Origin of the sequence: Bradyrhizobium sp. BRP19 (assembly GCF_020194195.1) — a bacterium.
Lineage (GTDB): Bacteria > Pseudomonadota > Alphaproteobacteria > Rhizobiales > Xanthobacteraceae > Bradyrhizobium > Bradyrhizobium yuanmingense.
Genome location: NZ_JADYVZ010000017.1, coordinates 43,493 through 70,081 on the forward strand (window position 1 = coordinate 43,493; position 26,589 = coordinate 70,081).

General features: G+C 58.5%; 13 protein-coding genes, 2 pseudogenes and 1 riboswitch. Of the genes and pseudogenes, 11 read left to right on the top strand and 4 right to left on the bottom strand.

Translation table 11 applies throughout. From position 1 onward, the window contains the following. The first annotated feature begins 385 nt into the window (after positions 1–385). A complete protein-coding gene (locus tag I6F36_RS32100) occupies positions 386–985 on the top strand; it encodes a hemerythrin domain-containing protein (protein WP_225130916.1) in 600 nt (199 codons plus the stop codon). A 1,267-nt stretch (positions 986–2,252) separates the two neighbouring features. On the opposite strand, the gene metE is transcribed toward I6F36_RS32100, so the two are convergent. Then, positions 2,253–4,598 carry a 5-methyltetrahydropteroyltriglutamate--homocysteine S-methyltransferase gene (gene metE, locus I6F36_RS32105; RefSeq protein ID WP_225145065.1) on the bottom strand — a complete coding sequence of 782 codons (2,346 nt, stop codon included), beginning with the start codon at positions 4,596–4,598 and terminating at the stop codon, positions 2,253–2,255. Between the two features lie 102 nt (positions 4,599–4,700). Then, positions 4,701–4,904, bottom strand: a riboswitch (cobalamin riboswitch). A gap of 1,007 nt (positions 4,905–5,911) precedes the next feature. On the opposite strand from metE, the gene I6F36_RS32110 reads away from it, so the two are divergent. From I6F36_RS32110 to I6F36_RS32130, 5 genes and pseudogenes are all read left to right on the top strand, one after another. Continuing rightward, on the top strand, positions 5,912–6,694 hold the full coding sequence (locus tag I6F36_RS32110) for a nodulate formation efficiency C protein (RefSeq protein WP_225145066.1): 783 nt from the start codon (positions 5,912–5,914) through the stop codon (positions 6,692–6,694). Between the two features lie 1,739 nt (positions 6,695–8,433). Then, positions 8,434–9,186 carry a thermonuclease family protein gene (locus tag I6F36_RS32115; RefSeq protein ID WP_225145108.1) on the top strand — a complete coding sequence of 251 codons (753 nt, stop codon included), beginning with the start codon at positions 8,434–8,436 and terminating at the stop codon, positions 9,184–9,186. A gap of 10 nt (positions 9,187–9,196) precedes the next feature. Further along, the gene (locus I6F36_RS32120; RefSeq protein WP_225145067.1) at positions 9,197–9,940 is read left to right on the top strand and encodes a carbonic anhydrase; all 744 of its coding nucleotides are present in this window, start codon (positions 9,197–9,199) and stop codon (positions 9,938–9,940) included. Between the two features lie 1,667 nt (positions 9,941–11,607). Then, on the top strand, positions 11,608–12,774 hold the full coding sequence (locus tag I6F36_RS32125) for an acyl-CoA dehydrogenase family protein (RefSeq protein ID WP_225145068.1): 1,167 nt from the start codon (positions 11,608–11,610) through the stop codon (positions 12,772–12,774). Between the two features lie 1,466 nt (positions 12,775–14,240). Then, positions 14,241–14,608, top strand: a pseudogene (locus tag I6F36_RS32130) (hypothetical protein). On the opposite strand, the gene I6F36_RS32135 reads toward I6F36_RS32130, so the two are convergent. Next, the gene (locus tag I6F36_RS32135) at positions 14,539–14,742 is read right to left on the bottom strand and encodes a hypothetical protein (protein ID WP_225172867.1); all 204 of its coding nucleotides are present in this window, start codon (positions 14,740–14,742) and stop codon (positions 14,539–14,541) included. The pseudogene I6F36_RS32130 and the gene I6F36_RS32135 overlap by 70 nt on opposite strands. Positions 14,743–15,331: 589 nt before the next feature. Beyond that, positions 15,332–15,979 carry an FkbM family methyltransferase gene (locus I6F36_RS32140; RefSeq protein ID WP_345944121.1) on the bottom strand — a complete coding sequence of 216 codons (648 nt, stop codon included), beginning with the start codon at positions 15,977–15,979 and terminating at the stop codon, positions 15,332–15,334. 751 nt (positions 15,980–16,730) lie between these two features. On the opposite strand from I6F36_RS32140, the gene I6F36_RS32145 reads away from it, so the two are divergent. The 4 genes and pseudogenes from I6F36_RS32145 to I6F36_RS32160 form a co-directional block, all read left to right on the top strand. Further along, the gene (locus I6F36_RS32145; RefSeq protein WP_128932171.1) at positions 16,731–17,045 is read left to right on the top strand and encodes a co-chaperone GroES; all 315 of its coding nucleotides are present in this window, start codon (positions 16,731–16,733) and stop codon (positions 17,043–17,045) included. 83 nt (positions 17,046–17,128) lie between these two features. Then, positions 17,129–18,769 (top strand): chaperonin GroEL, encoded by a 1,641-nt coding sequence (gene groL / locus I6F36_RS32150; protein ID WP_225145069.1) that lies wholly within the window; start codon positions 17,129–17,131, stop codon positions 18,767–18,769. 1,009 nt (positions 18,770–19,778) lie between these two features. Beyond that, positions 19,779–21,323: an acyl-CoA dehydrogenase family protein gene (locus I6F36_RS32155; protein WP_225145070.1), complete on the top strand. Its 1,545-nt coding sequence runs from the start codon at positions 19,779–19,781 to the stop codon at positions 21,321–21,323. Positions 21,324–21,393: 70 nt separating this feature from the next. Then, a pseudogene (locus tag I6F36_RS32160) lies at positions 21,394–21,580 on the top strand (transposase); the annotation flags it as partial. Positions 21,581–23,356: 1,776 nt separating this feature from the next. Here the strand turns inward: I6F36_RS32160 and I6F36_RS32165 are convergent. After that, positions 23,357–24,175 (bottom strand): YopT-type cysteine protease domain-containing protein, encoded by an 819-nt coding sequence (locus I6F36_RS32165; protein ID WP_346656689.1) that lies wholly within the window; start codon positions 24,173–24,175, stop codon positions 23,357–23,359. A gap of 570 nt (positions 24,176–24,745) precedes the next feature. Here I6F36_RS32165 and I6F36_RS32170 point away from each other — a divergent pair. After that, a complete protein-coding gene (locus I6F36_RS32170) occupies positions 24,746–25,111 on the top strand; it encodes a hypothetical protein (RefSeq protein ID WP_225145071.1) in 366 nt (121 codons plus the stop codon). The last annotated feature ends 1,478 nt before the right edge of the window (positions 25,112–26,589 follow it).

Below are 26,589 nucleotides of genomic sequence, written 5' to 3' on the forward strand. Positions count from 1 at the left end.
CCGCCAGTTCTAGCGAGATGAGACGCCATCCGACCAGCGTCTTGCGTGGGCGACCTCATCGTCGTGGACCATTTGGCATAATTCCGAGACCGAAGCGTCTCACTCCCAATAGCGAGATCTACCGCGAGGACGAGGCAGCCCAATACCTCTATCAGGTGGTTTCGTGCGCTGTGCGGTCGTGCTGCGTAACGACGGACTGCCCAGGAGCTTTGTGCAACACTTCAGCTAAGTTGATTTACGCCAGCTCAAATTGAAGCGCGCTACTTTTTGCGTCGAATGGCGCGGACAAATCGCAGCCCCGCGAAGGACACCGAATTCGGCTTGGGCAGTCTTGCAAATGGCAGAAATCGCTTCCAGCCTAGATTGTGCCTCCAGGAACACCGCAATGATAATCGATCTTCTGCTTCGAGAGCATCGCAACATTGATCTTCTTCTGGTCGCTCTTCAACGCGAATTGGAGATTTTTGAGAAGGGGATCCGCCCCGATTATGAGGTCATTCGCGCGATTATCAGCTATTTCGAGGTTTACCCCGAGGTGTACCATCATCCACAGGAAGACTTGATTTTTTTCAAGCTCAAGTCTCGCGATCCGGAGGCAGCTGCAATCGTGGGCGATCTCGCGCTTGAACACCAGGAAGTCGTCGACCGTTTGCACCACTTCGCGCGAGCTATTGACGCTATTCTCGCCGATCGTGACCTCTTTCGGCAAGACGTCGGCAATATCATACGCGACTTTATAGTACGCGAGCGGCACCACATGATGTGGGAAGAACGAGATTTCTTTCCCGCCGCTCTGAAGGCTCTCTCGGCTAAGGATTGGACCGAAATCGCTTCCGCCCTCACGAATGATGGAGATCCGCTGTTCAGCGAGACAGCAGCAGCGACTTCCGATGCGCTAAGAGCGCATATTCTGCAATTGGAGCAAGAAGCTGAGGCCGAACGGAGCTCGGTCGCGTTGTCGTCCGCCAAGGCCGGCAATCCGTGACACAGCGCCGAGACGGACGGGCCGTATTGATCGCGGCCGTTTGACAGCAGGAAGTGGACCTCATGCTCATTCTGTCGAAAGAAAATGGGGGTGCTCGCGGGCACGTAGGCTGCCGCACCCCCAAAATGGCTTCTGCGCAATGTGATCGCTTCCTCGACCACCGGCGCAAACAGCATGGCCGAGCCTAGCTGAGCTCTGGTTCCGGCACCACAATGTAAACCTCGCAGGTCTGTCAGTTGCGCAGTGATATCGCGCGAAACGGACGCCTCTCATGTCCGCCGACCGATGAGGACGGACGATTGCCGCCGCGCGGGTGCGGCGAAGCACTCCTTGAGCCCCGCCCCATACGCTCTGAGACATCCGGCCGCAGCCGGTCCTACTCACTGCACGCGAAATGCGAGGCACTGCCAGTCCCGGGTACGTTCAGCACCAACAGCAAGGCGCTGGACGTGGATCGCCACGACCAGTTCTGGCGCAATTGGATTTCAACAAGCTATGGGGATCCGCATCGTAAATAATGCTCGTTCCTGACGCGTGTCCGCTTCATCGCGATCCTACATACGTGTATGCGGCGTGCAGCATGCCCTCCCATTGGCCTTGGAGCGGCCATAGGCATCGGCGACGCTCCGGTAATTAGGTCCAGAAACCTCTGTTTGAGATCTATGAGCGGACCATGCGGAGGGTGTCACGAGCTTGATGATGCCGCGGTGCCGATAGGGTGCTCCTCAGCGCCCAAGCCGAAACCCGACTATCGGGTGGAACCGGTCGACCAAGGACTGCCTTAAGCAAGGTTCAAATTTAGCAACCGCTTATGCATTGGATAAGCTTGCGAGATCCATGGAGCCGGGCTTACGTCGCCCTAATCGAACATAAGGCTCCAGGCAGGAAAGCGCACCGAGTTTGCTGTTGGTGTCCTGCGGCGACCGCCCGGCATGCCCCCTCGCTGCTATCGTAATCGTGCCGACGTGCTCATGAGCGACAAACCTTGGTGTAGATTCTAACTCTCAGGCTATACGGTCGCATACCACGGCATAATTGAGCTACGCTGAGCTTGTGCTTCAACTCGGCTCAGATTTTCGGCGAATGTCCTCGCCGTGATCGAACTGGCGGCTTCGCCGATGGAAGTCCGCGCGAATGCGTCAGCGTCGCTCCTCCCAGACTTTCGCCCGGCCCGCTAAGCGGGGCGGGGCATTTTTTATGTTCCTAAGGCTCCCGCGCAAATGACCACAAGCGGATCAGCTTTGTCGAAAAGAGACCGAAGCCCGGATCAACGGCCTCGCGGATCGAATGCAGCGCGCAGTTCGCGGGCGGCAGCGACCATGTTCGCTAGTGCTGGCCGAACCTCCTCCCATTTGCGCGTCTTCAGGCCGCAGTCTGGATTGATCCAGAGCTGCGAATCCTGCAGCCGCGTCCGAGCCAACACCATCAGCTCCTTCATTTCGCCTGTCTCGGGAACGCGTGGAGAGTGGATGTCGTACACGCCCGGCCCGATCTGATTTGGATATTCGTAGTTCCTGAACGCGTCGAGTAGTTCCATTTTCGAGCGCGATGTCTCGATCGAGATGACATCCGCGTCCATTGCAGCGATCGCACCAATGATGTCGTTGAACTCCGAGTAGCACATATGCGTATGAATTTGCGTTTGATCGGCGACGCCCGATGAACAGATGCGGAAGCAATCGACGGCCCAGTCGAGATAAGCCGCCCACTCCGATCGACGCAACGGCAATCCTTCGCGGACTGCAGCTTCGTCGATCTGGATCATGGTCGCACCAGCATTCTCGAGATCGCGGACTTCGTCTCGGATCGCGAGCGCAATCTGGCGGCAGACCTCGCTTCTGGGAATATCATCACGAACAAAGGACCAGTTCAAGATCGTCACCGGTCCGGTCAACATCGCTTTCATCGGCTTCCTTGTTAGTGATTGCGCGTAGCGCCACCAGTCCACGGTGATAGGCTTCGGCCGTGCTACATCGCCAAACAGGATCGGTGGCCTGACGCAGCGCGAGCCGTAGGACTGCACCCATCCGCTCTTGGTAAATACGAAGCCGGCGAGTTGCTCGCCGAAGTACTGCACCATGTCATTGCGCTCAAACTCGCCGTGCACGAGGACGTCAAGACCGATGTCCTCCTGCCAACGTACGGCGCGCGCAGTCTCCTCCTTGAGGAACTTGTCGTATTGCTCGTCGCTTATCGCACCTCGCGCATGCGCCGCACGGGCATTCCGGATCTCTGTGGTCTGCGGAAATGATCCGATCGTCGTGGTAGGAAAAGCCGGTAGTCCGAATCGATTGCTTTGGATCTCGGCCCGACGGGCAAATGGGCTCGCGCGCCGACACATGGTCTGGTCGATCGCTCTCATCCGGACAGCGACATTGGCATCACGGATTTTCGGCGAAGTCCGGCGAACAGTCGCGGCACCTTCCGACTCGGCAAGAGCTAACGCAACATTCTGGTCGCCTGCGAGTGCACGCGCTAGGATCGCAAGCTCCCGCATCTTCTGGACCGAGAAAGCAAGCCAGCTCTTGACGTCGGAAGCGAGCCCGGTCTCGAGTTCAACATCGACCGGCACATGAAGCAGCGAGCAGGATGGGGCGATCTGTACACGATCCTTGCCGAGCTTCGCAATCGCGGGTTCGAGCCGCTGGCGCAGCGACGACAAATTCGACCGCCATACATTCCGACCGTCGACGACACCGAGCGACATGACGAGATCACTTCGGCCGCCAGCGATGATCTGGTGCAACAACTGTGGCGCTCGAACCAGATCGAGGTGCAGCCCGGCAACTGGCAGGCTCAAGGCGGTGTCCAGATTGTCGCCGAGGTCGCCGAAATAGCTGGCAACCATGATCTTGATCGCCGGCCCCTCCTTGGCGAGCCGGTCATAGGCATGTCGCAAAGATTTTCGCGTCCCCTCATCCAGATCAAGAACTAGGCTGGGCTCGTCGAACTGAACCCAATTTGCCCCACGTTTGGCCAATTCCTGCATAACCTCGATATAGGGCGGTATCAGTTCATCCAGTAGTGAGAGTGGCTGGAACGTGGGATCGGGACTCTTGCCGAGCTTTAGGAATGTGACCGGCCCGATCAGGACGGGGCGGGTCTGAAAGCCAAGGGCCTTGGCTTCCTCATACTCCTCGATCGGCTTGCGAGAGCATAGCCTGAAAGTCTGTCCCCTGTGAAACTCGGGGACCATATAGTGATAGTTGGTGTCGAACCACTTGGTCATCTCCTGCGCGGGTGCGCCAAATCCGCGCGGTCCGTGACCGCAACTCGCATCCTGGTCGTCGCATTGTGAACCGCGGGCCATGGCGAAGTACGTCTTGAGCGAAACGGATTCGGCTTTCGAGGCGTAGATCTCCGGGATGGCGCCAACCATGACACTTGTGTCGAGCACCTGGTCATACAGCGAGAAATCGTTCGATGGAATGACCGTGACGCCGATAGATTTCTGACGGGCCCAGTTCGCGGCACGCAGGCCAGCTGCGTCCTCGAGCAACTGCTGTTCGCTGCTTTTTCCGGCCCAGTAGCTTTCTAGAGCGAATTTGAGCTCGCGCCTTGGACCGATGCGTGGCGTTCCGAGCGTGGCAACAGGAAGGGAGAGAAGAGACATAGCGTTAACCCCATGTTGGGGGCAAAGGCCATGGCGGACGCAGGCAGCGGAAGTCGCGCGGTGCGACGGCTGCTTGGCGCACCACCGGGACACCCCGCCCGTGGACGAATATAGTGTCGGGGCAGGTCTCCTGGCTCGCAGGTCATCGCTGCTGTCCGGCCTTCCCGAAGCCGCGCAGGCTTCAGTGACATCGTTGGACAGCGGCTCGCCGCTCACAGTTGCGGGGGCAGCGCCGGCATATTCACCGGCTTCCCTCTTAGCTCCGGATCAAATGGAAACCGGAGAACCTCGACGACTTGGATTATCGGCAAGAGAAGTCTTCCGTCAACCTCTCAGATTATGTCTCAAGCTGATGCTGCGACATCTGCTACGCGAATGACCGTGCATCTCTACCATTGAGCTGATGTAGAAGTGCCCTCCAATCAGCGATATCGCAATGAGCATCGCAGGGCGCATGGCAGATCGGTGGAAGGGACAAATGCGGCTTGTGCGGTCGGGATTGCTGCCTCGAGCAGAACGCATTTGTCGCCAGTCCCGGCTTCCCAGCGGTTCGAGCACGTGCGCCATCCAGCCACCTTCTCGACCAACAGATCCGTGTTGAATAGGCCCAAGACACCTGGCTAAGCCAGCAACATACCCGGGCAGCACCTTTGATTTGCGGTGCCAGCCACACCCCAAATGCTCGGCGAAGATCGGCTTGGCGCCGTTCGCCATCGAGTACAAAGCGCGCTGCCTGAGGCTGTTCTCGACCTCCGGAGCGCCGCACGTCTCGAAAGGAGCGCCAAACGCGCCATGGCCCCTTGGCCGAAAGTGCCCGAAGGCATGGCAGAGATCGAAAGCCCACATTCCGGCAACGATAACCGAACCACACGGTTCAATGACGGCAAACGTGCTGCCACTTCTCATCAGGAACTTGGCACCGAGGCGTTCCGCTGTGTCGTCGAACATCCGGTGCGTGACGGGATGCATAAGCCGCGCTGGAGAGGTTGAACGGAAACATCGAGACATGCGCCAGTCGGAAAGTCGACAAAGAGGACGCAAAACCGGTGCGAATTGCCGTCTATTATCTGGCACGAAGAATGCACGTCCTCTGCATGCCCAGTCCTCCTGCTGGGCATGTCCAGCACAGCAAATTGAGGCTGTCGGTGGCAGTGAAGTTAGCGGCGCGTGACATAGAGGGGAGCGCCTGCTCGCACGGGAAAACCAGTGGTCGCCCCGTCGCGTCGCCGCTAACTTCTTGCGCTCGCGCATAACAGGTTGAAGGTTGCCCGCTCTAGAATTGCGTGTGGATGAGACCGGATAGGCCGACGGTTATGAAGAAAACGTCAGGAAGACGCGCGCTATGGCTTTGGCTCAGTCGATCCCTGATCTGCCTGGCCGGGCTGGCTGCGACGAGCAACACTGTTCGCGCTAACGACAGCCCCCTTGTCGAAAGAGTCAAGTCAACGTGGCGAGCGCAAGACGGTGAGACAATAGAACAAGTTATCTCCAACGTCTCGAAGGTGGCACAGTTCGTCCCTCGGATGTGGGGCGTCGCTGAACTTGACCAAAATGAATATGTTTTTGTTTCTTGGACCAGGCACCGGGATGATAAATCAGACGAAGAGTACGTTATCACCTGGAAGGCCGCGCTCGACGGGACGATTGAACTTGCGTCGTCCTATGCGAAGCCAATGGAATTGGGCTGGCGCGCCTTCGCGCTCTCGTTGATCGCCAGTGAAGTCAAGGATGGCGAAAGGGACGCAAATGTTGGCTTTCTGCATGACCCGGCCAACTTCAACTTTGTGACGACCATGCAAGGTCGGCTCGGTGATCTTCTGCGGCAGGGCAGCTGCACTATCGTAGATCCTGTTGGAGTGGACTACTTGCCGAAGCAGAATGACAAGCCGACCGAGAAAGGTGATCTGTGGCGCGTTTTGCTTGTGGTGAACTGTAATATCCCAGGGCCCCGCTATTTTACATACAACGGGGTCATCACTTTCGAGAAGAGTGAAGGACAAGATTGGGAGCCGCAATCCTCCTTTGCCAAGCGTATCGCGGCTTTTCCTCCTGGCTCCTGGTTCGCTCGCATGGAGCCAAAGGAACGGGAGGATTAGAAGGGAGCGAAAGGCCTCGGTAAATGATCGCGCAGAGCAAGATCGCGCCGTAGCTCCTGCAGGGCCGAACGCCTCAGAGCAACGGCAAGACTATCAGCTCTAAACTTACCGGTGTTTACACCTTGAACAGTCGCGAGCTTTCCCGCGGCCTTCAGCCGGCCATCGAGAAAATGGGGCAGCACGATTACCTCCGACTCTTTCTGCGAGGAGTCGAGCTCAGCGGCGCGTGCGCCTTGCGAGAAGCGGCTTGACCTCGGCGCACCCCACGCAGTGGAAGGACACCATTTGCGAGAGAACCAGCTCTCTACGCCATTCTTCACGGGACTGGGCCATCCGGCGTGCGAACCGCGCATCACGCGACTGACTGGCACCCGCAAGAGCGTGACCATTCCGAGGCCGAGGTGGCACGCGGGATCGACTGCTGCGACGAAACCGGTTAATAGGGTAATGGGGCAGTGTTAGCGGCCCCGGCTTGACCACCGGTCCTTCGAGTGCCCTCAACGAGGAGCCGGAGCCGTGCGCGAGGCATCGAAGACCGGACTGAGTCGCCCGCTAGATTTCCTCGCACGCATTCGTCTGCGCATCGTAGATCCGGATTTGAAGCATGGGAAAACGCTTCTTTAGTTCTGCTCCACCTGCCCTGGCGCCGTCTTTGGTTGCGAATTCAGCTCTGAGTCGGCCATCCACTTCAAGCGCGTAAGAAGAGACGGGCAATTCCCGGGGGGCTGAAACCATTTCATTTCCATTGGGTAGTGAGGTGGCTCAGAATGATGTGTAGCTTGAGTCGGCCATACCACACCAGAGCTACCTGCTCGGATGCCGCGATGGGCCTACCCATTTGTGGATTGACGCCTCGCACCGAATGGCATCAGGACGGCACTCGCGATCGTCCGAACACGCGGGCGGCTTACCCCTCGCCGGTGCGTATACGAAGAAGCCACGGCTCCACATGGTTGTCCTTAAATTTCCCTGGCGCAAACGCATGCCCTCATGCCGGGCTTGCTGGGTAACTCTCCACACGAGAGTACGGGGAAGCGTACAACGAAAGAGCCGGCCGCCAGTCGCGCCGACCGGGTCATGAAAAACCCGGGCCTTCTCCGAACGGGGCCGCGGCACTACCCGACCATCCCGGCTGGCTCTCAAGAGAGCTCCTGGTTTTCTGCGGTTTGCGCAAACGATACCGATTCAGTTGCGCTGCGAGCGTTGAGCTGGACTCCGTGGCGCCTTTCGTCCAAATCTCAGATAGGACGCGAGACCAGATTTCTTTCGAACGTCGGTCTTTCGGTGGCAAGAACTTAAAATGTCATCGCTCTCGCCGAAACCGTTGGCAGCGCCTTCTGTCTGCCGATGGGGGTTGGCACAAAGCATAGCCAGGTTGCTCCTCCACGCCTGACTCCCACTCGACTGTCACAATTCACAGGCGCTTTTCTTCTTCAATCGCGTGAGAAACAGCGTTCCGAGGCTCGGCTTTCTCCCGCATGCCGAGTTGGCGGCTGAGCGATGGGGATCTCCTCCTTAGGCCGAGAGAGGGTGCAGTGCGCGCCCACTGAGTGAGACCGGCGAGGCTCGAAGGATACCGCGATACGCACACCGGAAGAAATCGCTTGAACCTCACGCAGCGTCAGGTCGTAGCTTGGAAATGAGGGCCAAGCTTTCATAAAGCAAACGTCGAAAGATGCGGCCCGATAACGGACATAGTGCGTTTAAGCGTCGAACGCGGCGCCGGATCGCACGTGAACATGAATCAAGAGCGAAAGGCTATTGTCGGAATGAAACACCGCATAATGATGGTCGCATTGTTCGCTGTCATCACATCTCCGGTCTGCGCGGCGAAGCTCAGCGGCCCTCCGCGCATCCTCGACGGCAATACGATCGAGCTCGAGAAAACCACGCTTCGGCTCTCAGACATCGACGCTCCTGAGACTGACCAGATTTGCCTCGACGCCCACGGCCGGAAATGGGCTTGCGGCGTGGCTGCTCGCGACGAGCTTATCAAGCATTCGAACGGACGAACGTGGGATTGTCATACCACAGGAGTTGATGAATACGGCAGGTCGCGTGGCCGTTGCTTCATCGAAGGCGAGGACGTGAACGCCTGGATGGTACGCTCCGGCTGGGCACTATCGTCCCCTTCTGCCAATACGTACGTTATCTATGAGGTTGTGGCGAGCAACGCCTATGCGGGGCTGTGGTCGGGGGCGTTCATCGCGCCCTGGGACTGGCGTCGCCGCAACAAGGGGACGATCATCATCGGCGCGAGCTCGGTTCCGATCGACGCTCAGGAGCTCCTGCTCGGATCCGCTTTGCTATCGGACCCGCCCTCGTCAGAGTGTATGATAAAAGGCACCGTGGGCCACAACGGCGAGCGACTTTATCACTTGCCCGGGCAATTCGGTTACGAACAAATCGACATGACGAAGAAGTCCGGTGAACGCTGGCTCTGCAGCGAATCGGAAGCCGAAGCGACCGGGTGGCGCAAAGCCGCGCGATGAGGTGAGATGCATGCATGCAGGCCATTATCCGAATATGTCCTATCTGACCAAGATCGCGCCTTCACGCCGCTCGCTGTTGCTGTTCGCTGTTTCGGCGGCTTGCCTGCGGCTTGACAACAACATTGTCGATGCGAAGGAAGCAAAAACGCCGCCCAAGCCGGATAACCTGCTCTCGCCGGATGCTGCCCTGAAGCGGCTGATGGAAGGTAACGATCGTTATGTCCATGGCGTATCACGAGGCGACGATTTCAAGCGCGAGCGCTCTGTTTTGGTGGATGGGCAAAATCCATATGCCGCAGTTCTGAGCTGCGCCGATTCTCGCGTGGCGCCTGAACTTGTCTTCGGCAGCGGACTCGGTGATCTGTTTGTCTGCCGCCTCGCCGGCAACTTCGCCAACGATGACACGCTTGCCAGTATGGAATATGCGGTCGCCGTGCTGAATACGCCGCTGATCCTGGTACTTGGCCACGATCATTGCGGTGCGATAGACGCCACGATCAAGTCGCTCCACGACGATAAGCCGCCGCCGGGGCACATTTCATCCCTCATCGCTGCGCTTGCGCCTGCAGTAACAGCATCTCGCCAGCAAACAGGTGACACGTTCGCAGAAGCAACCCGACAAAATGTAGTCGATAATGTCAACAAACTCAGATCGACGGGGCCGATTCTCAACGCGGCAGTTGAGCAGAACAGACTGAAGGTCGTCGGGGGGCTATATCGGCTCGACACCGGCAGGGTCGAATTGCTGAGCTGACGCTGGCACCTTCGCGCGGCCAGCTGGTCGTTTGCCGCCTGATACAGGGCTTCGTCGAGTCCCGCGCAATTCGCTCGTGCATCGGCTGCATCAACTGCACCGAGTACAATCAGCTCCACAATTGTTATAGCTTCGGGAAGCTTTATGGTATGCGCGGCCTCTTAATCCTCCTTGTGTTCTACGCGCTCATGTTGGCAACGCGAGGCCAGCACCAAGAAACACTCATATCGCGGCCAACAGTATTCAAGCCTGCACCTTAATGCGCGAGGCGGGCCGAGGGGGGTCAAGCGGCAGATCGCGGTGCGAGGCATGCAGGGTCTGAGCTCTCGGCCCCCGGAACAAGCGACAATTCCGGCAGACTCTCACTCCCGATCCGGCAAGGCATCTATGGTCCTGCTTATGATCACCAGGCTCAGGCAGGGCCGGAAGATCAAATAGAGCAGGATTACGACCGCCATGACTAACCAGCCGACTGACGTAAAGAAAATAGCTACTCGCGTAGGCATCGGACGTCTCTCTGCATCAGCCATTTGGGAGACCACAAGTGTCGGAAAGCAGCCTTGTCGCATCTGTCTTGGGCCTAGCTTGGATCAGCATAAACAGAAACTTGCCGCGCGCACGACGATGGCGACCATCGGTTCGAGCGGAGAACAATCTTTTATGCCCGCGCCGGAGTTCGTGAAGCCTGACGGTCAACTATCGACAGACGCGTTGACGTGCCATCTAAAAGGCACTCGTGGCTCTGCGCAGGCGGGTCTTGTCATTGGAAGTTCCGAAGTGGCGCATCGGAAAGGAGCATCTTCGCGGCCGGCGTGCACCTTTGAAGTGCGTTTTTCCAATGCGGACATCAGCTTGATGATCGCGACTCGCGCGGTCATCGCACGTCGTCCATAGTCTCTTCAACCAACGCATCGTCGACCGGATTGATCAGGCGTTGCCGCCGCTCAGGCTCCGCGACCACGGTAAATTGCGCTGTTGGTAGTCTCAGGAGATCGCAGCGGGCCTGAAACTCCAGCAGGCAAGCCGAGCCCGACTGGTCCGCGGCCGAGGTCCACTTCAGTCGTTCTCCTCCCGCCTTGTTCGGTTGATGACTTCTTGTGCCTGGTATCAGACACGGGAGGCGCGAGCATCCTCCTGGCGCGGCACGGGTCACGTGATCTCGCTCGATTCAGACACGACCGGCAGACATGATTGATGGCACGTCGATTGCTGGGGATATGGAAACGAGCCGCAGGCTTGGGGTACCGGTCGCCAAGTCAGGTATTCACAACGTGGTTCGCGCCGGCCGAGCCCCAATTGTGACAACCTGTCCGTTGGATAAGACATGACAAAACGAGCGCTGCCGTCAGCCGTCCGAAACATAGTGCAGCAGAGGCGGATCGATCTCGCCGCCTCATATCGGTTGCCTTGCCAGTTCAGCCTCAATGGCAACATCGAGGCCACATCTCGATCAGCCTTCCTGGCCCTCAACACCTTTTCTTTGAGCCAATCCGCTCGGGGTGCGGTTTGGACTGGCAACCGCCTGCAATCGCATCACAGCCGATTATCAACTGCGACAGTTTCGACGATCCCTCCGGCTGGGTATCAATCCGGCCAGCTTCGCCATGCGCGCGCAATCCATATCAATGACACGCGCCGTCGATCGGCTCAACACCCGAGGAAAGTTTATGAACGCTCCACCAGAGAAGATCACTGCAGAAGCCGACGCTACGGCTGCGACCTGGGATAATCTGTCGCCGCTACTGGTCGATATCCGCGCGCGTCGAGACGAGTTCGCCCGAGCGCAGAAGATTCCCGACGAGATCATCGAGGGCTTCAAGCGCGTTGGCGTCTATCGGGCTATGGCGGCCAGGCGATTCGGCGGTGAGGAGCGAACGCCGGCCGATTTTTGTCGCCTGATCGAGCGCATTTCTGAAGCCGACGGCTCCGCCGGTTGGGTCGCCAGCTTCGGCGATGGGGCTCGCTACCTCGCTGCTCTTCCGGACGACACGCTTCGCAAGGTATACGCGAATGGACCTGATGTGGTGTTGGCAGGTGCGGTTTTCCCACTCCAGCCCGCCAGGCGAAGCACCGACGGATTTGTCGTGAACGGCGTGTGGCCATTCGCCAGCGGCTCACCGGGCGCGGACCTGATAGGCGTTGGCATCACTGTGGAAGACGATTCGACCGGTGACCTTGTGCGTGTAGCCGTAATGCCGGCCGAGAAGGTGACAATCCGCCCCAATTGGGACGTCATCGGCCTGCAAGGCACCGGCAGCCACGACGTCGTTGTCAACGATGTCATTGTGCCGGAGGAATGGACCTTGATCCGCGGCGGTCCGCCGACACTCGACGGGCCGGTCTATCGTTATCCGTCCGTGGCTTTCGCTGCGCAGGTGCATGCAATTGTCGGCATCGGTATTGCGCGCTCGGCGCTAGACGAGGTGGTCGCCATGGCCGGAAGCCGCGCCTCGATCACTGGAGCGCCCGTGATGGCGGAGCGCGGCTATGTCCAACTGGAGATGGCCAGAGCCGAAGCCATGCTGCGTTCCGCCCGTTCCTTCTTCTATGAGGCCACCGAGGAGCTGTGGAAGGAAGCGCTCAAGGGTGCGGTAAACCGGAGCACGGCGACGCTGGTGCGACTCGCCGCAACGAACGCCGCGCGGCAGAGCGCTGAGGTCTGTAGGATTGCGAGCGGTCTCGCTGGAAGTACCTCGCTCTATACCACCAGCAATCTGGCGCGCGCCATGTGCGACAGCTTCGTGGTTGCCCAACACGCAGCTCTAAACGAGGGAACGCTCCAGAGCGCCGGCCGACTCCTGCTCGGAAGTGCAGCACAGCCGGGCTTTCCATGAAGTGGTTCACCCACGTCCCCCCACGCTCTGCAGCTACGAATTGCAGAGCCTGCGATATGATGCGGCCTGCGGTTGCAAGGACTTGGCGGCCTGCCGGCCTTGTTTAAAGGACAAGAAAGAGAGAGAGAGAGAGAGAGAGAGAGAGACCCTTGCGGTCAGGCGCTTCTCAAAAACACCACCGCATCTCCATAGAGCATCCCCTCCCCGCCGCACTTGCCCCATTTCCTCATACGACCGCTCGGCGGCTATCGGCCCGGAGATCAACCGGCCCGCACATTCCGGATACGCGCCAGCACGCTCCAGAACATCTGCATCGTCAGGCTAAAAGGCCTTGAATCGCACGCGACGTCACGGTGTACCATGAGAAATAGATGACGAGGATGCCCGGAAAATCGGAGCGGCCTGCGGCTTCCTGCCATCGGTGAGACGATGATGCCAATGCGGTCGTTGTGTGTGCAGCAGAGGGCCCTCGCGTGCGGGATCGCGCGAACGGGCAACGAGTGCTCGCATGCGAAAAATAACGTACTTCGTCCCAGCCCAGGGGAAGCTGGGTTGCTGCGCTCTGCGGCCGACACATTGACGCCATTCAGCTGCGGATCGTCTCTGTTCGGCAACGCTCACTTTATCACCATGGCTCGACGATCCTCAGGATAACGGACAATACACCCTTCAAGGTTTGTGCGAGCCAGCGTTGAGCCGCATTCGGTCAATATCGTCTGATAGAAAGGAAAAGGCGCGAGATTTCTCCGGTCATTAATCCTTTCGTAATTAGAATTTGCGGTGAACGTTTTGCCGCAAATAACCGTCGACAGTTCTCCCTCTGTCGACGACTGACTTCGGCCCGGCTATCGAAATGAGGCCGGGCTTTTTTTTGCCACCGATCGACGACAGTTTGGACTGTTCTGGCCCGTGGTATCTGATGATTGCGAAGCTTGGGAAGACAGAGACAAACGTCAGAATGATCGAGGGGATAGTTCATCACATCCTGAAGCCGGTTGATCCGATCCTAGTGCCCGAGCTGCTCTGGCTGCTCGCCTCCATGGGCCATGGCGACCACCCTCGCGGCCCGGCCACCCACGACTCTGCTCGGAGCGCCTGATCCAGCTCCCGGGCATGAGTATGGAGAAGACTGCCATCCTAACCCTTCTACCCGCTTGAGATTTCGTCGATCCGCGCTCGTGATGATGCCGGTCGACGATCTCGACCGTGTACCCGGACGTACGCACGGTGCAGACCGAGATCGAGCGCTCGGTCGGTCGCCCCATCAGTCGCAGCAAGCTCTCACGTCCGGATCTTCTCGCGCTAAGGCTTAGGGCTGGCGCGGTGCAGGTGGGTGACAGCACCGGATATGCGTGCTTTCTGATCAGGAAGGGCGTGATCAGCTGAGAGAACAATTCTGCGCAAGATTGCGCAGGACTCTGCCCCCAAATTTGAATAGCCTCCGCGCAACAGACCGACTATTGTCGATCCATGTCGCGCGCCTTGTGTGTCTAACTGCTACTATCATCCTGTCGCTGCTGTCGGTCGTCGCGAACGCTGCGCCAATTCAAAAGCGGCCCAAGCCGGTCTGGCAAAGTTACGGCTTCCTGCGCGGCTATCGCCAGCCGCCCAGCAACAGCATTCCGCTCTACGGGCATAAGGACGCGATGCGCCGGCTCTCGCGCGCCGACCGGCGCCACTGGTATATTGACCCGGTTCATCAGCACTACGGTTGGGATGGCGAATGGCACTATTTCGGCCCGCCCCGGCTTCCGCCGGCGGCCGCTACAATGGCGGCGGTTTCGGGCCGTGCTGGACGCGGACGCCGATCGGGCCGATCTCGAATTGCGGGTGATCGGGCGGCGCGGCTAGGAGACTCTTCGGCCATCGCGCCAGCATTACGTCAAGGCGTTTCCTGACATCCTCGCCGATCTTCGTCATCGCGCCGCAGCCGCACGGGCCGAGCGTGCTCGCAGATTCGATGATCAACTCCGCTTGCGACACATGAGCAGCAAGTAACCGCGATTACGATGGCGGTCTTGATCCGATCCGGCACGAGATCGGCCGCTGATGATCGCGGCCCCTTCTCCTGCGCCGCACGCTTTGCTGGAGAATCGGCTGCTGCAGTTATGCTGGACGCCTCACGGCGACCTTCATATGGCATAAACACATGCTTCAGCTCGCTTTCCGATTGAGACAAGGAACTACGAGAACCGATGCAGTTGCTTCGAAGCAGTGCACCAGCTTACCAGAGGTTCAGACCATCAGCAGCCGTTCAGATGTTCCACGCTTCGAGCCCCAGCTGGCAGTGTTGATTCAAACATATGAAACGGCTCGGCCTGCTGGCTGCAAAGTCCTCGGTCGTGCCGGCTCGCCAAATAAATGATTGTCAGAGACCCACCACCCGCCCGACGCCGACGTGATGCGTGTGGTCTGCAATGGCAGCCGGAAACCGGAGTGCCCGCTCGGCTACTGACATCCCCTCGCCTTCATGACGCCAGTTGTGCAGCTTTGGGTGGCATGGAGCGCGCTGGTCAGGTCTCCCAGCAATGAATGAGGCGCTCGATACGAGCAGCCACTAGAAGCGCGTATTTTTGAGCAATACATCACCTTCCACTGTGCGCGGATAATGGGCCGCCACTTCGAATGATGGTAGCAGGTCCAGAATGGCTTGCAGGGACAACTGCCCTTCGTAGAGCTCACGGTCGCTATATTCCGTGTAGATGAAGCGCGTGTTGCTCAAGGTCCGCATGCCGCCGGCAATAACATCGGCTTCGGCTCCCTGGACATCCATCCAGATGAAATCGACCGTGTTCAGCTCCGCCTCGCCGCACCAGTCGTCCAGCCGCCGCGTTTCAACGGAGACAGGGCGATCGAATCGGACCCAATCATACTCAGTGAGATGATTCTTTGGGCGGCGTATTGAGCCGGAGAGGTCCCATTCCTTCGCATCACCATCTGCATTGCTTGGATGGAAGTCGATCATCCCGTTTCGATCACTGATCGCGATTTCAAGCAGCTTCACCTTATTGAGGGACGAGCCCAGCTTTTTCTTGAAGCGCGCGATCGCTCTGGGGTCCGGCTCAAAGCAGTAGAGCTGAGCTTGCGGGCAGAGGTTGAGAAACTGTTGCGTATCGGTCCCGTCATTGCAGCCGATATCCAGGATGACTGGATTCGGCTTCTGAAGAAGTGAGACGATGTACTGGTGGACTTCTACAGAGGACACAGGTGCTTTTCCCATTGGGCGCGGAGATCGCGTGAATTTCGAACTTCGAAGCTGCAATCACACGCCAGATGCGCCGGCACAACGCATATCAACGTATATTATTCATATGCCCCTCAGTCCCCTTGATCCATGACGGCTATTTGGATGCCATCGACATAAAAAGGGAAACCTCTCGGACCGACAGGTGCAGCGACTGCCCTGCAACCTCTCGCTGTCTGGAGACCGCCGTGCGCCTTCCTCATGGCGGGCCTCTGCTGGGTTCGTACTGCAGCGTGCAATGACCTTATCGAGCTCGGTCCAGATCAATTCTTGAAGGTCCCGCGCTCAAGATAGTTGGCATAACGTTATTATGCGCGAGGATCTCATATTGTTCGAACCCGCCCTTCGATGAATCTTGTGCGCCGCACGTTTCCCCGGCTCCTAGATGCTGCTGTAAGACGAACCAATTATGTGCAGCCAGGCCGCCGCCGTCGAAATACGCCGGCGCTTCGATCGGTGTAAGGGCCGCCAAGTTGAGGAACCCTGGGACCAACCGGGTGTTCCGACGCAACGCAATGTCATTTTCGCAACAGCTTGGCGGACTGTGTACCTGAGGGCGTTTGCTTCCGGACAAAGACACGCGCAGACCAGGCAACGATTCAGCAGAACTGCAGGCATGATCGTTCAGCTCATTTTTGGCCTGACTCTTGCTGTAATTGGGCTCGTCACAATGTGACTATCTCCAACTTGTTCAGACGCTCAGGAGACTTGTATGAATTTCCGTCCGCTTCACGACCGCGTCGTGGTCAAGCGCATCGACGCCGATGAGAAGACCGCTGGCGGCATTATCATTCCCGACACAGCCAAGGAAAAGCCTTCGCAGGGCGAAGTCATTGCAATCGGCCCGGGCGGCCGCGATGAGACCGGCAAGCTGATTCCGATCGACATCGAGGTCGGCGACCGCGTGCTGTTCGGCAAGTGGTCCGGCACCGAGGTCAAAATCGACGGCCAGGACCTGCTGATCATGAAGGAGAGCGACGTGATGGGCGTTCTCACCGATGTGTTTTCCACGAAGAAAGCCGCCTAACCCAGCGCTCGCACAGCCCACCCCCTGACGAGCGCCCGGCGGGCGCGCTGAAGGAAGAGAAAATAAGAACTGAGGAATTCTTTATGTCAGCCAAAGAAGTCAAATTCGGAGTAGACGCGCGGGACCGCATGCTGCGCGGCGTCGACATCCTCGCCAATGCCGTGCAGGTCACGCTTGGTCCGAAGGGCCGCAACGTAGTGCTCGACAAGTCGTTCGGCGCGCCTCGCATCACCAAGGACGGCGTTGCCGTCGCCAAGGACATCGAACTCGACGACAAGTTCGAGAACATGGGCGCCCAAATGGTGCGCGAGGTGGCTTCGAAGGCGGCGGATGCTGCCGGCGACGGCACCACCACCGCGACCGTCCTGGCCGCCGCGATTGTCCGCGAGGGCGCCAAGTCGGTTGCCGCCGGCATGAACCCGATGGACCTCAAGCGCGGTATCGACCTCGCGGTCGAGGCCGTCGTTGCGGACCTGCAGAAGAACTCCAAGAAGGTCACCTCGAACGAGGAGATCGCCCAGGTCGGCACCATTTCGGCCAACGGCGACCAGGAGATCGGCAAGTTCCTCGCCGACGCCATGAAGAAGATCGGCAACGAAGGCGTGATCACGGTCGAAGAGGCCAAGTCGCTCGAGACCGAGCTCGACGTCGTCGAGGGCATGCAGTTCGACCGCGGCTACATCTCGCCCTACTTCGTCACCAACGCCGACAAGATGCGGGTTGAAATGGAGGACCCTTACATCCTGATATACGAGAAGAAGCTCTCCTCGCTGAACGAGCTGCTGCCGCTGCTCGAGGCCGTGGTGCAGAGTGGCAAGCCGCTGGTCATCGTCGCCGAGGACGTCGAAGGCGAGGCCTTGGCCACGCTTGTGGTGAACCGTCTCCGTGGTGGTCTGAAGGTCGCGGCCGTCAAGGCTCCGGGCTTCGGCGATCGCCGCAAGGCCATGCTGCAGGACATCGCGATCCTGACCGGCGGCCAGGCGATCTCGGAAGACCTCGGCATCAAGCTCGAGAACGTTACGCTCAACATGCTCGGTCGCGCCAAGAAGGTGACGATCGACAAGGAGAACACCACGATCGTCAACGGCGCCGGCAAGAAGGCCGACATCGAGGCGCGCGTGGCCCAGATCAAGGCGCAGATCGAGGAGACCACCTCGGAATACGACCGTGAGAAGCTCCAGGAGCGTCTGGCCAAGCTCGCGGGCGGCGTCGCGGTGATCCGCGTCGGCGGCGCGACCGAGGTCGAGGTGAAGGAGCGCAAGGATCGCGTTGATGACGCGATGCACGCGACCCGCGCGGCAGTCGAGGAAGGCATCCTGCCGGGCGGCGGCGTCGCCCTGCTCCGGGCTTCCGAGCAGCTCAAGGGTCTGCGCACCAAGAACGACGACCAGAAGACCGGCGTCGAGATCGTCCGCAAGGCGCTGTCCTGGCCGGCCCGCCAGATCGCGATCAACGCCGGTGAAGACGGTTCGATCGTGGTCGGCAAAGTCCTCGACAACGAGCAGTACTCTTATGGCTTCGATGCGCAGACAGGCGAGTATAGCAACCTTGTCTCCAAAGGCATCATTGACCCGACCAAGGTCGTGCGCATCGCAGTCCAGAACGCCTCCTCGGTGGCGGCGCTGCTGATTACGACGGAAGCGATGGTTGCCGAGCTGCCGAAAAAGGCCGGGGCTGGTCCAGCAATGCCTCCAGGCGCCGGCATGGGCGGTATGGACTTCTGATCCACTCTCTCAAAGTATCGATGACATGAAAAACCCTGGCACGAATGCCAGGGTTTTGCTCGGGCGAGCTTGCAACGTAGCCCTTGCAAGCCGCGCCAAAGGCCCAACCCATCCGTATGAACGGCGGTAGGGCCCAGACTTAATTTGCTTGTGACTTTTCCTTCGGGGACATGGCCTCGGTCGACGTTAAACGGGTCCAGCACTGCGATGGAAGTGGGCCTGTCGCTATTTCAGTCTCACGAAACTACCTCTGCTGAGTGTTTGAACCCTTCGTCTGGGGCTTATCCGGCGCCGCCTACCCGCTTTCGACCTTCTTGCCTACTTTCCTGTCCTGACGCGTGGTCCCAAGCGCCCAAATACCCTTTCCTGCAGTTTCGCACTTACATCTCATGGCGAGAGCGCTTGTTTGAAACCCCTCAGCGAGAATGCTCATTGTCAAGAGCCACAAGATGTCCCGTGGAAGTGCCATGATTTAGCGTGCGCTTCATTTTTGTCCTCGCGGATGGGCTCCGCTTCGCCTACCGGGCCCTGAACTCCGCCGCAGGGTCCTACCATGATATCTGTTTTAGAGAGAGTGTGTGTCAGCAGGTTGCTCAATTGAGGCTGTTGAGCATACGGCCAGGCAAATCACGGGGAATGACTTTTGAGGATGCAGCGGGACCGAAACTTTGGACTACCCAGAAGTAGAGTTTTACGACTCTGAACACTTTGGCGGGCTGGTTGCGCCACGTGAGTTCGCAGCAAAATCGGCGATCTATTGCCGATTGCCCTCCGGGAGCATTCTTTGTTGTAGAATTTGCGCCAAATCCCCACGTTTCCTGGGCGTCTGCATGGCTGAGGAACTGATCGGCGCTGAGATCGGCCCGGAAGCGGTAGACGCAATAAACCCCCGTCCCCGACAACGTGCTTATACTGCGCTTGCATCCACACTATACCAATGTGTAGCCAAGCTAGCCACGCGGATGAATTGGCCCGAAGCGGGGCCGGGATCATTATGGGCCTTATGGCTATGTATACTCAGGTTAACGCCCAATTCGGTGAGGCGCAGGAACGCACAGCTGAGGGCCGTGCAGCTGCACTTTTCTCCAGTTTGATCGCTGACCTCAGTCAGCTGAATTTCGCAGACGCTGATGACCGCCGAGCATTCCCTCCAACCCTACACAGCATCTTGGCAAGGCATGGACTGTTCGGGCTCACCACACCAGCAGAGCACGGCGGATTAGCTCTTCCCTTGCAAGAGGCCATCGACCTCATCTCCGCCACTGCATCCTTCGACGTCTCCGCTGCCTCCACCCTCGTCATCCATAACTTCCTAGCCTTGCCCTGCATCGAAGCGGCACCGCACATCCCCGAACAAAAGCATATCATTCGGGGTGCAACACGCGGCGATCTCTGCGCTTTCGCTTTGACCGAGCCTGGAGCTGGCTCTGCCCCGAGGCATATAGAAGCTTCGGCTCTCATGCGCGAAGATAAAGTTCGGATCTCTGGCCGCAAGATCTGGATCGGCCTCGCTGACTGGGCTCGCTGGATCGTTTGCTTTGCTCGCGCGTCTGGTCCCGATGCGAAAGGTCGGCTCGTTGGTGTACTCGTTGACAGGCAGGCTCCAGGGCTAAAGGTCACGCACGAGCATCGCACACTCGGGCTACGTGGCATTATTCAGAATACTCTGGAGTTTCAGGATGTCGAGGTGCCGCGTGCTTACGTGCTCTCTCGCGATCAAGACGGCTGGGGCGCGGCGTCATCTAGTATGAACCGCGGCCGCATCGGTGTGGCTGCTATGGGTCTTGGAGCGCTTGAGCGCGCTATCCAGCTCGCAGCCTCTTATGCAAGCCATCGTCGACTCGGTAAACTGCGTATGATCGAGAACAGCTACATCGAGCAGTTATTTGGGCAGATGGTGCTGCGGCGTGAAGTCGTGAAGGCGATGCTGGCAGCATCCTGCCGGCTTGTTTCAGCGCAGGGCGCGCCCAACGTCCACCTTGCGTCGGCAACGAAGGTTTTGTCCTCGGAGTGGTGCGGTCTTGTCGCTGATCAATGCGTCCAGCTGTTAGGTGGCCGTGGTTACGATGAGGGAACGCCTTTAGCTAAAATCTATCGAGACGCTCGCATCCTCCGCATCTTCGAAGGTCCGACTGAGGCGCTCTTATCACACCTCGGCCGCTGCCTCCTCTCTAAAGCCACCCGTGACGAAATAGCCGATCTGTTTCGGTCAGTTGGTACGGCTTCAGTCCATGCCGCTGCAATTGAGGAACTCTCTGGGCTCGATGAGACAGACGGTGCCGTGCTGATCTATGCGGGTTGGCTCACCACATTGGGCTTGGCAAAAGCTGTCATGTCTGCTGGTTGCTTTTCTATCTCAGATTGCGCCGCAGCAGCGGCTGACCTGGTCAGTTCCGAGCTAGCAACTCTCCGTACTCGCGCGCCGGCACGGCAATCTGTCGAAGTCCGCAATCGGGCCAGTCGGACTCTGACCACCTTCCTTCAAGACGCGGCTTGTTCTATTCGCTCACCTGTTCTCACTGACGATTACCTTAAGCTAGTGCAGTATGTCTGAGAACTAGCGGATGCCGGACCTCTTTCCACCTGGTGGTCCCGCGCGCGACTATGCAACTCCGGAAAGCCGAAGACTCAACGGCGAGATCAACGGGCGGACCGAGGTGGTCGGCATCTTCCCCAACGAGGACGCCATCGTCCGCCTCATCGATGCAATTCCTGCCCGAGCAGAACCACGAATGGGCCGTCCAGCGCGCCCGTTACATGACACTGGAAGCCATCGCAACGTTGAGCGATGATCCCACCGTCAAGCCTACCGGCGATCGCCAACTGACCTCCCGGCTCCAGCCGCGGGACGCCGTGACCCGCCGCCCGTTGCACTATGACATGGGACACGATCGCATCGTATCATCTACGTGACACCCGACCACAATGTCGAGAAAGAGGGGTCCGTGAAAGGCAAGCGTAGATCGGATCCCGTTTTGACTGGCCGTTCACGGCTATTTTGGCCCGCGTGAAGCGCTTATGCGCCTTCCATTTTCCGGACAATGCGGAGACAGCGGCCTCGAGCGCTATCCGGTCGATGAAGCGGCGATCGAATCTCTCTGGGCCGCACGGACGCATATGTCCGTGCTCGGGACGAGAGGGGTCACCTATGACATCGAGGTATTCCGACATAGTCCGGCACACCGCAGACATCAGGACAACGACCGGCGGCATCGAGTAAGAGTGGAAGGCCGTTCGTTCGCCTGTTGTCGGATCACTTTTCGCACTTGATCGGATGGGCCCAGCTGTCGTCGAAGTCGCAGAGATAATGGATCGTCTTTCGTGAATGATGTCGCAGAGCCGCGCCTTGCAAACATCGATGGGCTTCTGATGACACTTTCTGCGGCACATGGCACATGCGAGTTTCACGACCTCTTTGAAGAGATCGGCTTGTGTCTATGCTTGACCATACCCTTAAGTCGGACGTCCGCTGGACAGACGCGGGGTTCCAGACAGGAGCATCGACCCACACCGGCCGCTTTCGTTTTATTGATCGCGTCGGGTTCGTCAGCTTTCGGAAAGCTAGTCCGTGTACAATGCCGTTGAAGTTAGCGGCGCGTGGTAGGGACAGCGCTTGCTCCGTGTATGCGTGGGGCTTTTGGGCGCCGAGTCACGTTTCTGCTAACTTCAACCAGTGCGGGCGTGGCAGGGACAGCGTCTGATCCATCCAGCCCGACCAGCGCCGAGTCGCGCCCGCGCTGCTTCCGGTGTGAGACTGGGATCATATCTAAACCACGGGGCGACGTCTTCCAGATCAAGCTAATAGCCAGCTTGCGCGCATTCCGCGGAGAGGGCTCCGGGTCGCATGTCACCTGGCATTGTTCGGGAAGTGTCAAATGACCTTCTAGCCCAGCTCGATGCAAAGTTTGACCGTCAGGCTTGGAACGAACCTGCGTCGGTTCCGGGGCTGAGGTCTTCTCCAGAGCCGAACGTCAGCGGAAGTGCAGCGACGAGGACAAGGCGCGGATTGTTGCGGAGCTCGTGGCGAGCGTCGACTCGGTCGTGCGCTGGTGCGACGGCATGCATTGTCGTCCACAGCAGCTGTTTGGCTGGCGAGGTCAGTAGAGAAGTGGCCGGCGACGATTCCGAAGCCGACGAAATACAGCTTGTGCCGCCTGTGTTGGATGCGTGATGCTCGCCCTTGGCCCTGAGCGCAAGGACGAAAAGCGCCGAACCCCACGCGAGGAGCTAACCAGCTTTCATGCAAGCTCTAACGGGCCAACGGTCCTGCTTCCGTGCAAGCGAAGCCCATTCAGTCTTTGACGCGCGAGGGCACGAGCTCATGAACCCGAGTGACCGGCCAGCCTCTCTCTGAATATTCTCCCCCTCGCTGCACTACTTCCAGAGAGCTTCCGTCGAGCGTGCCCCTCCAACGTCCGAAGGGCGCCGGTGAGCTCCGCTACCACGTCGGGCGCACGTTCAGGGTGCCACAATCCGTCTTCCGTGCCCTGGTGTTGCACTGTCGGACGCGACGCGGCTGTCCGGCATTAATCGCGAAAGCATCCGCGCGTGGGATCGGCAAGGTCCGTTTTGGAACCTCCGCAACACTCACGTCATCCTCTGTGTGACGACCATCGATATATCAAGTTCGTTCGGCGGGTTGCGGTAGCGGTCGGCAAGACTTTTGAACAACTCACCCATCTGATTTGACCGAACTGTAAACTCTCCATAGTTAGGATCAAAGAGGGTCGTCATTCCATTCGATGTAGACGTTGCGATCATGTGGGCGTCACCTTCGGCGAATCGCAAGCTGACCAAATAGATCGATGGATCGTGGGTGACCTCGCTCACGATCTGGCCAATGCGCGAAGATGTACCAAACCTATATCGCTTTTGTTCGGCGGACGGCTCTAGGCCAGCTTCGCGTAACATCGTGCTTCTTGCCTGAGAATTGTGAGAACTTTCCGCCGCCTTGAGGCGTTCATACCGCTGCTGCAGCACTGCGGCTGAGCTGTGAGTTTCAGTACCCGGGCGCAGCGCCCTCATCCGGGATGAAGGACTGCTTGGGAGATTGCGGATCCACTCCGCTGCCAATCCAACGCAGATGCCGTTGACATTGGCCTCGGACAATTCAGCAGTCCTGTAACCGAACAGAGGAGGGATAGGCCTCGCTGGAGAGGATGGACTTGAGCTGGAGGACAGAGAGGTTATGCTGGAATCTGAGGTGCTTGGACTGTAAATGTTTGCATCGGAGGTATGTGGCCTGCTGCAGCAGAGCCCCATTTTGTCGGGCAATTCCCCAGGTGACGAGCTCTCCCGTCGAGCGAGATCCATCAGTGTTTGCGCAAATTCGCTGCTGTCTGCCGGCTGACTCGGTTCGTTAGTTTGATTAGGGCGTGTGGATTGACCACTAACTCGATTATACATGGCGGCTCGCCTGCCTCTTCAGCGTACGTTTCCTCAGAGCGAGGGCGGGCTGCTTACGCCCTGCCTGCGAATGCTATTGCGGCAAGCTGACGACGAGCTGACAACCAAATAGGCTTGGAGAAGCTACCGCCCGAGTTGGCTATTTGGCGACTCGACCGTCTCTGCTCATCAGCCCCGCTTCAGATGAGGAGTAGTGCCGACGAGCTACCGGCTCTTGCAGAGCGACCGGTAGGCCTAGCTTGAGCAATTCCGCTGCCGTCAGGGTGACCGGACCCCGGCTCGTGGCGTAGGCGGCGCCTGGACAGCGCCTTCGTCAAACTGAATTCGGCCTTCGCTTTGGCTTCGGTCTCAGCATTTCGCGTTATGCCATTCGGTCGGCACATGCTTTTCGCTTCGTCGGATCGTCCAGTGATTGACTCGTGACAAGTCGTCTGCCCGGTGAGACGTCCTTGTTGCTGCCGAACCGGCGTTCAGCACGGTACTGCAAACACTGGTTTGAATGCCACCAAGACCCGAACTCCAATTCGTTCCTTCGATAATAATTGGTCCCAAGCGCATACGAGACATCTCTTGAACCGGATCAGTGCACCATCAGCAGCTCCTTTGAAAACAGCGATTTCAGGCTCAGCACCCCTGCACAGTGCAACAGGCGATCGGCGACTATATCCGCTTGCGACGCCGCGTTCCGGCGGCGCCGAACCGGTGCTTCTGCACCCGCTCGGCCTCATCTTCCGCTCAGATATCCTTTTAACTCAGCTCATCATGCTGTCGCGCTCATCTGGGCGAACAACATTGCGGCTTCTGATGGCCCTAGCCCAACGATGCCCACAAAGCTCGGCGGCGGCATTGGGATGCCGCGATGAGTGGGTCTCCACAGGTGCAGGCAATATCGGCTGTTATTCACATACTGCGAATGTGGCGGATGCAGTTGCATGACACACTCCTCTTCATCCCAGAACAGGTCTTTGACAAAGCACATCTCGTCCCAATTCGGACAGCGCCGCGGCGTCGAGACAGCGACATGCTCCCAGCCAGGACGGACGAATCCACTTATCTTTAGTTCACACCCGCAAGGCCCCTGCACGAGGAACACGCCGCAAGGGCCTGATCCCGGAACGGTAGCGAACCGGCCGTGTTGCACGCGGCCGGCCTCCAGCTTCTCTATCATCTGCGCCCGCACGCCCGCTCCTTTGCCTCTCGGATGGCCTTGAACTCGACGCAGATGACGTTGTCTCGCAACTCGTCAACCGGCTCGATCCTCGGCCCAGCGCTCCTATACCCCTTTTCAGCGCACCATCTGAGAAAGCCGCAGATGTTCATCATCACTCGTTCTCCTGTTATAGTCTTCTAACACTCGCATTGTGGGCGAAGGTCGCTCTCAAGGGCCATTGATTGCCTGAGCATGCGCGATAGCACGATCTGCGCGATGGCGAATCAGTCCGCCGATTGCACCTTCCCGCTCGTAAGGCAGCTGTGCCATCAAGCCCCTCTCATGCGAATCATCTTACTTATCGATGCCAGCCAGTATTGGTCGCACGTCGCCGAACAGATCGCGCATCAGCAACAGCAATGTCCGCCATCGCTCTTGCCCGCTTCAAGCAAGCGTTAGCGCCCATTCATGTTTCATGGTGACCTTCTTCACAAGAACTTGTCGGCTCTTGGCCGTCACCTCCTCTTCAATGAATTGGTCGTCATCATGGCATGCTCCCTATGGTGGCGTTTGACATCCACATTCCATGATGACTCGCAAAACCACTGCTGGCACCAGTTGATGCTTCGCGGCGATCTTACTGCTTGGTGAGATCGCAGTACTTGGCCATTCGCAGCTTTCGGTCGAGTCTGAACGGTGCCAATGCGCCATCTACGTAAGCACGATTGAATTGTACGGGACCAAATCAAACGGGCCTGCACCAGAGCCGCTGACGCCGAGCAAGAACTGTTTTCGAGCTGATAGCATCCAGCGGATCGCCTGCCATCTCGGTGTCTCCTCGTAAGGTGATGGTCAGAAACAATGATTAATCGATCTCTATGAGTGCGACCGTCGGCCTTCTTCCCGCGCTACTACGATACAGCTCTTACGCATTTCTCACGGTATGACGCTCGCGAAGCGCTCACGCTTTTGCTGCTAATGCGGGTGTTGTCTTTCAGACATGGACGTCGCGAATCCGACCTTGGACAGCGGTTCCGTGTCGCCAACGCCCGACAGAGGCGTTTTTGCTTACATCAAAGCGGTGCCGACACTTCTCCGTCGTGGCATGTAGATTGCTGTGGCAACGGAACGCCGACCTTAAATGCACCGACGATACGACGAGCATACCATCGGCCGGATGCTCGCCGCGCTCAGACAACGATTCTGACTTCTCCTTATGAAAGAGGACCGCGAACTTATGAGTAGTACGAGGCAGGCAAAATCC

Coding starts and splice junctions, on each gene's coding strand:
- I6F36_RS32115 (WP_225145108.1), top strand. CDS start 8,434: ATGAATCAAGAGCGAAAGGCTATTGTCGGAATGAAACACCGCATAATG.
- I6F36_RS32165 (WP_346656689.1), bottom strand. CDS start 24,175: ATGTATAATCGAGTTAGTGGTCAATCCACACGCCCTAATCAAACTAAC.
- metE (WP_225145065.1), bottom strand. CDS start 4,598: ATGTCTCTTCTCTCCCTTCCTGTTGCCACGCTCGGAACGCCACGCATC.
- groL (WP_225145069.1), top strand. CDS start 17,129: ATGTCAGCCAAAGAAGTCAAATTCGGAGTAGACGCGCGGGACCGCATG.
- I6F36_RS32155 (WP_225145070.1), top strand. CDS start 19,779: ATGTATACTCAGGTTAACGCCCAATTCGGTGAGGCGCAGGAACGCACA.
- I6F36_RS32120 (WP_225145067.1), top strand. CDS start 9,197: ATGCATGCAGGCCATTATCCGAATATGTCCTATCTGACCAAGATCGCG.
- I6F36_RS32110 (WP_225145066.1), top strand. CDS start 5,912: ATGAAGAAAACGTCAGGAAGACGCGCGCTATGGCTTTGGCTCAGTCGA.
- I6F36_RS32125 (WP_225145068.1), top strand. CDS start 11,608: ATGAACGCTCCACCAGAGAAGATCACTGCAGAAGCCGACGCTACGGCT.
- I6F36_RS32100 (WP_225130916.1), top strand. CDS start 386: ATGATAATCGATCTTCTGCTTCGAGAGCATCGCAACATTGATCTTCTT.
- I6F36_RS32145 (WP_128932171.1), top strand. CDS start 16,731: ATGAATTTCCGTCCGCTTCACGACCGCGTCGTGGTCAAGCGCATCGAC.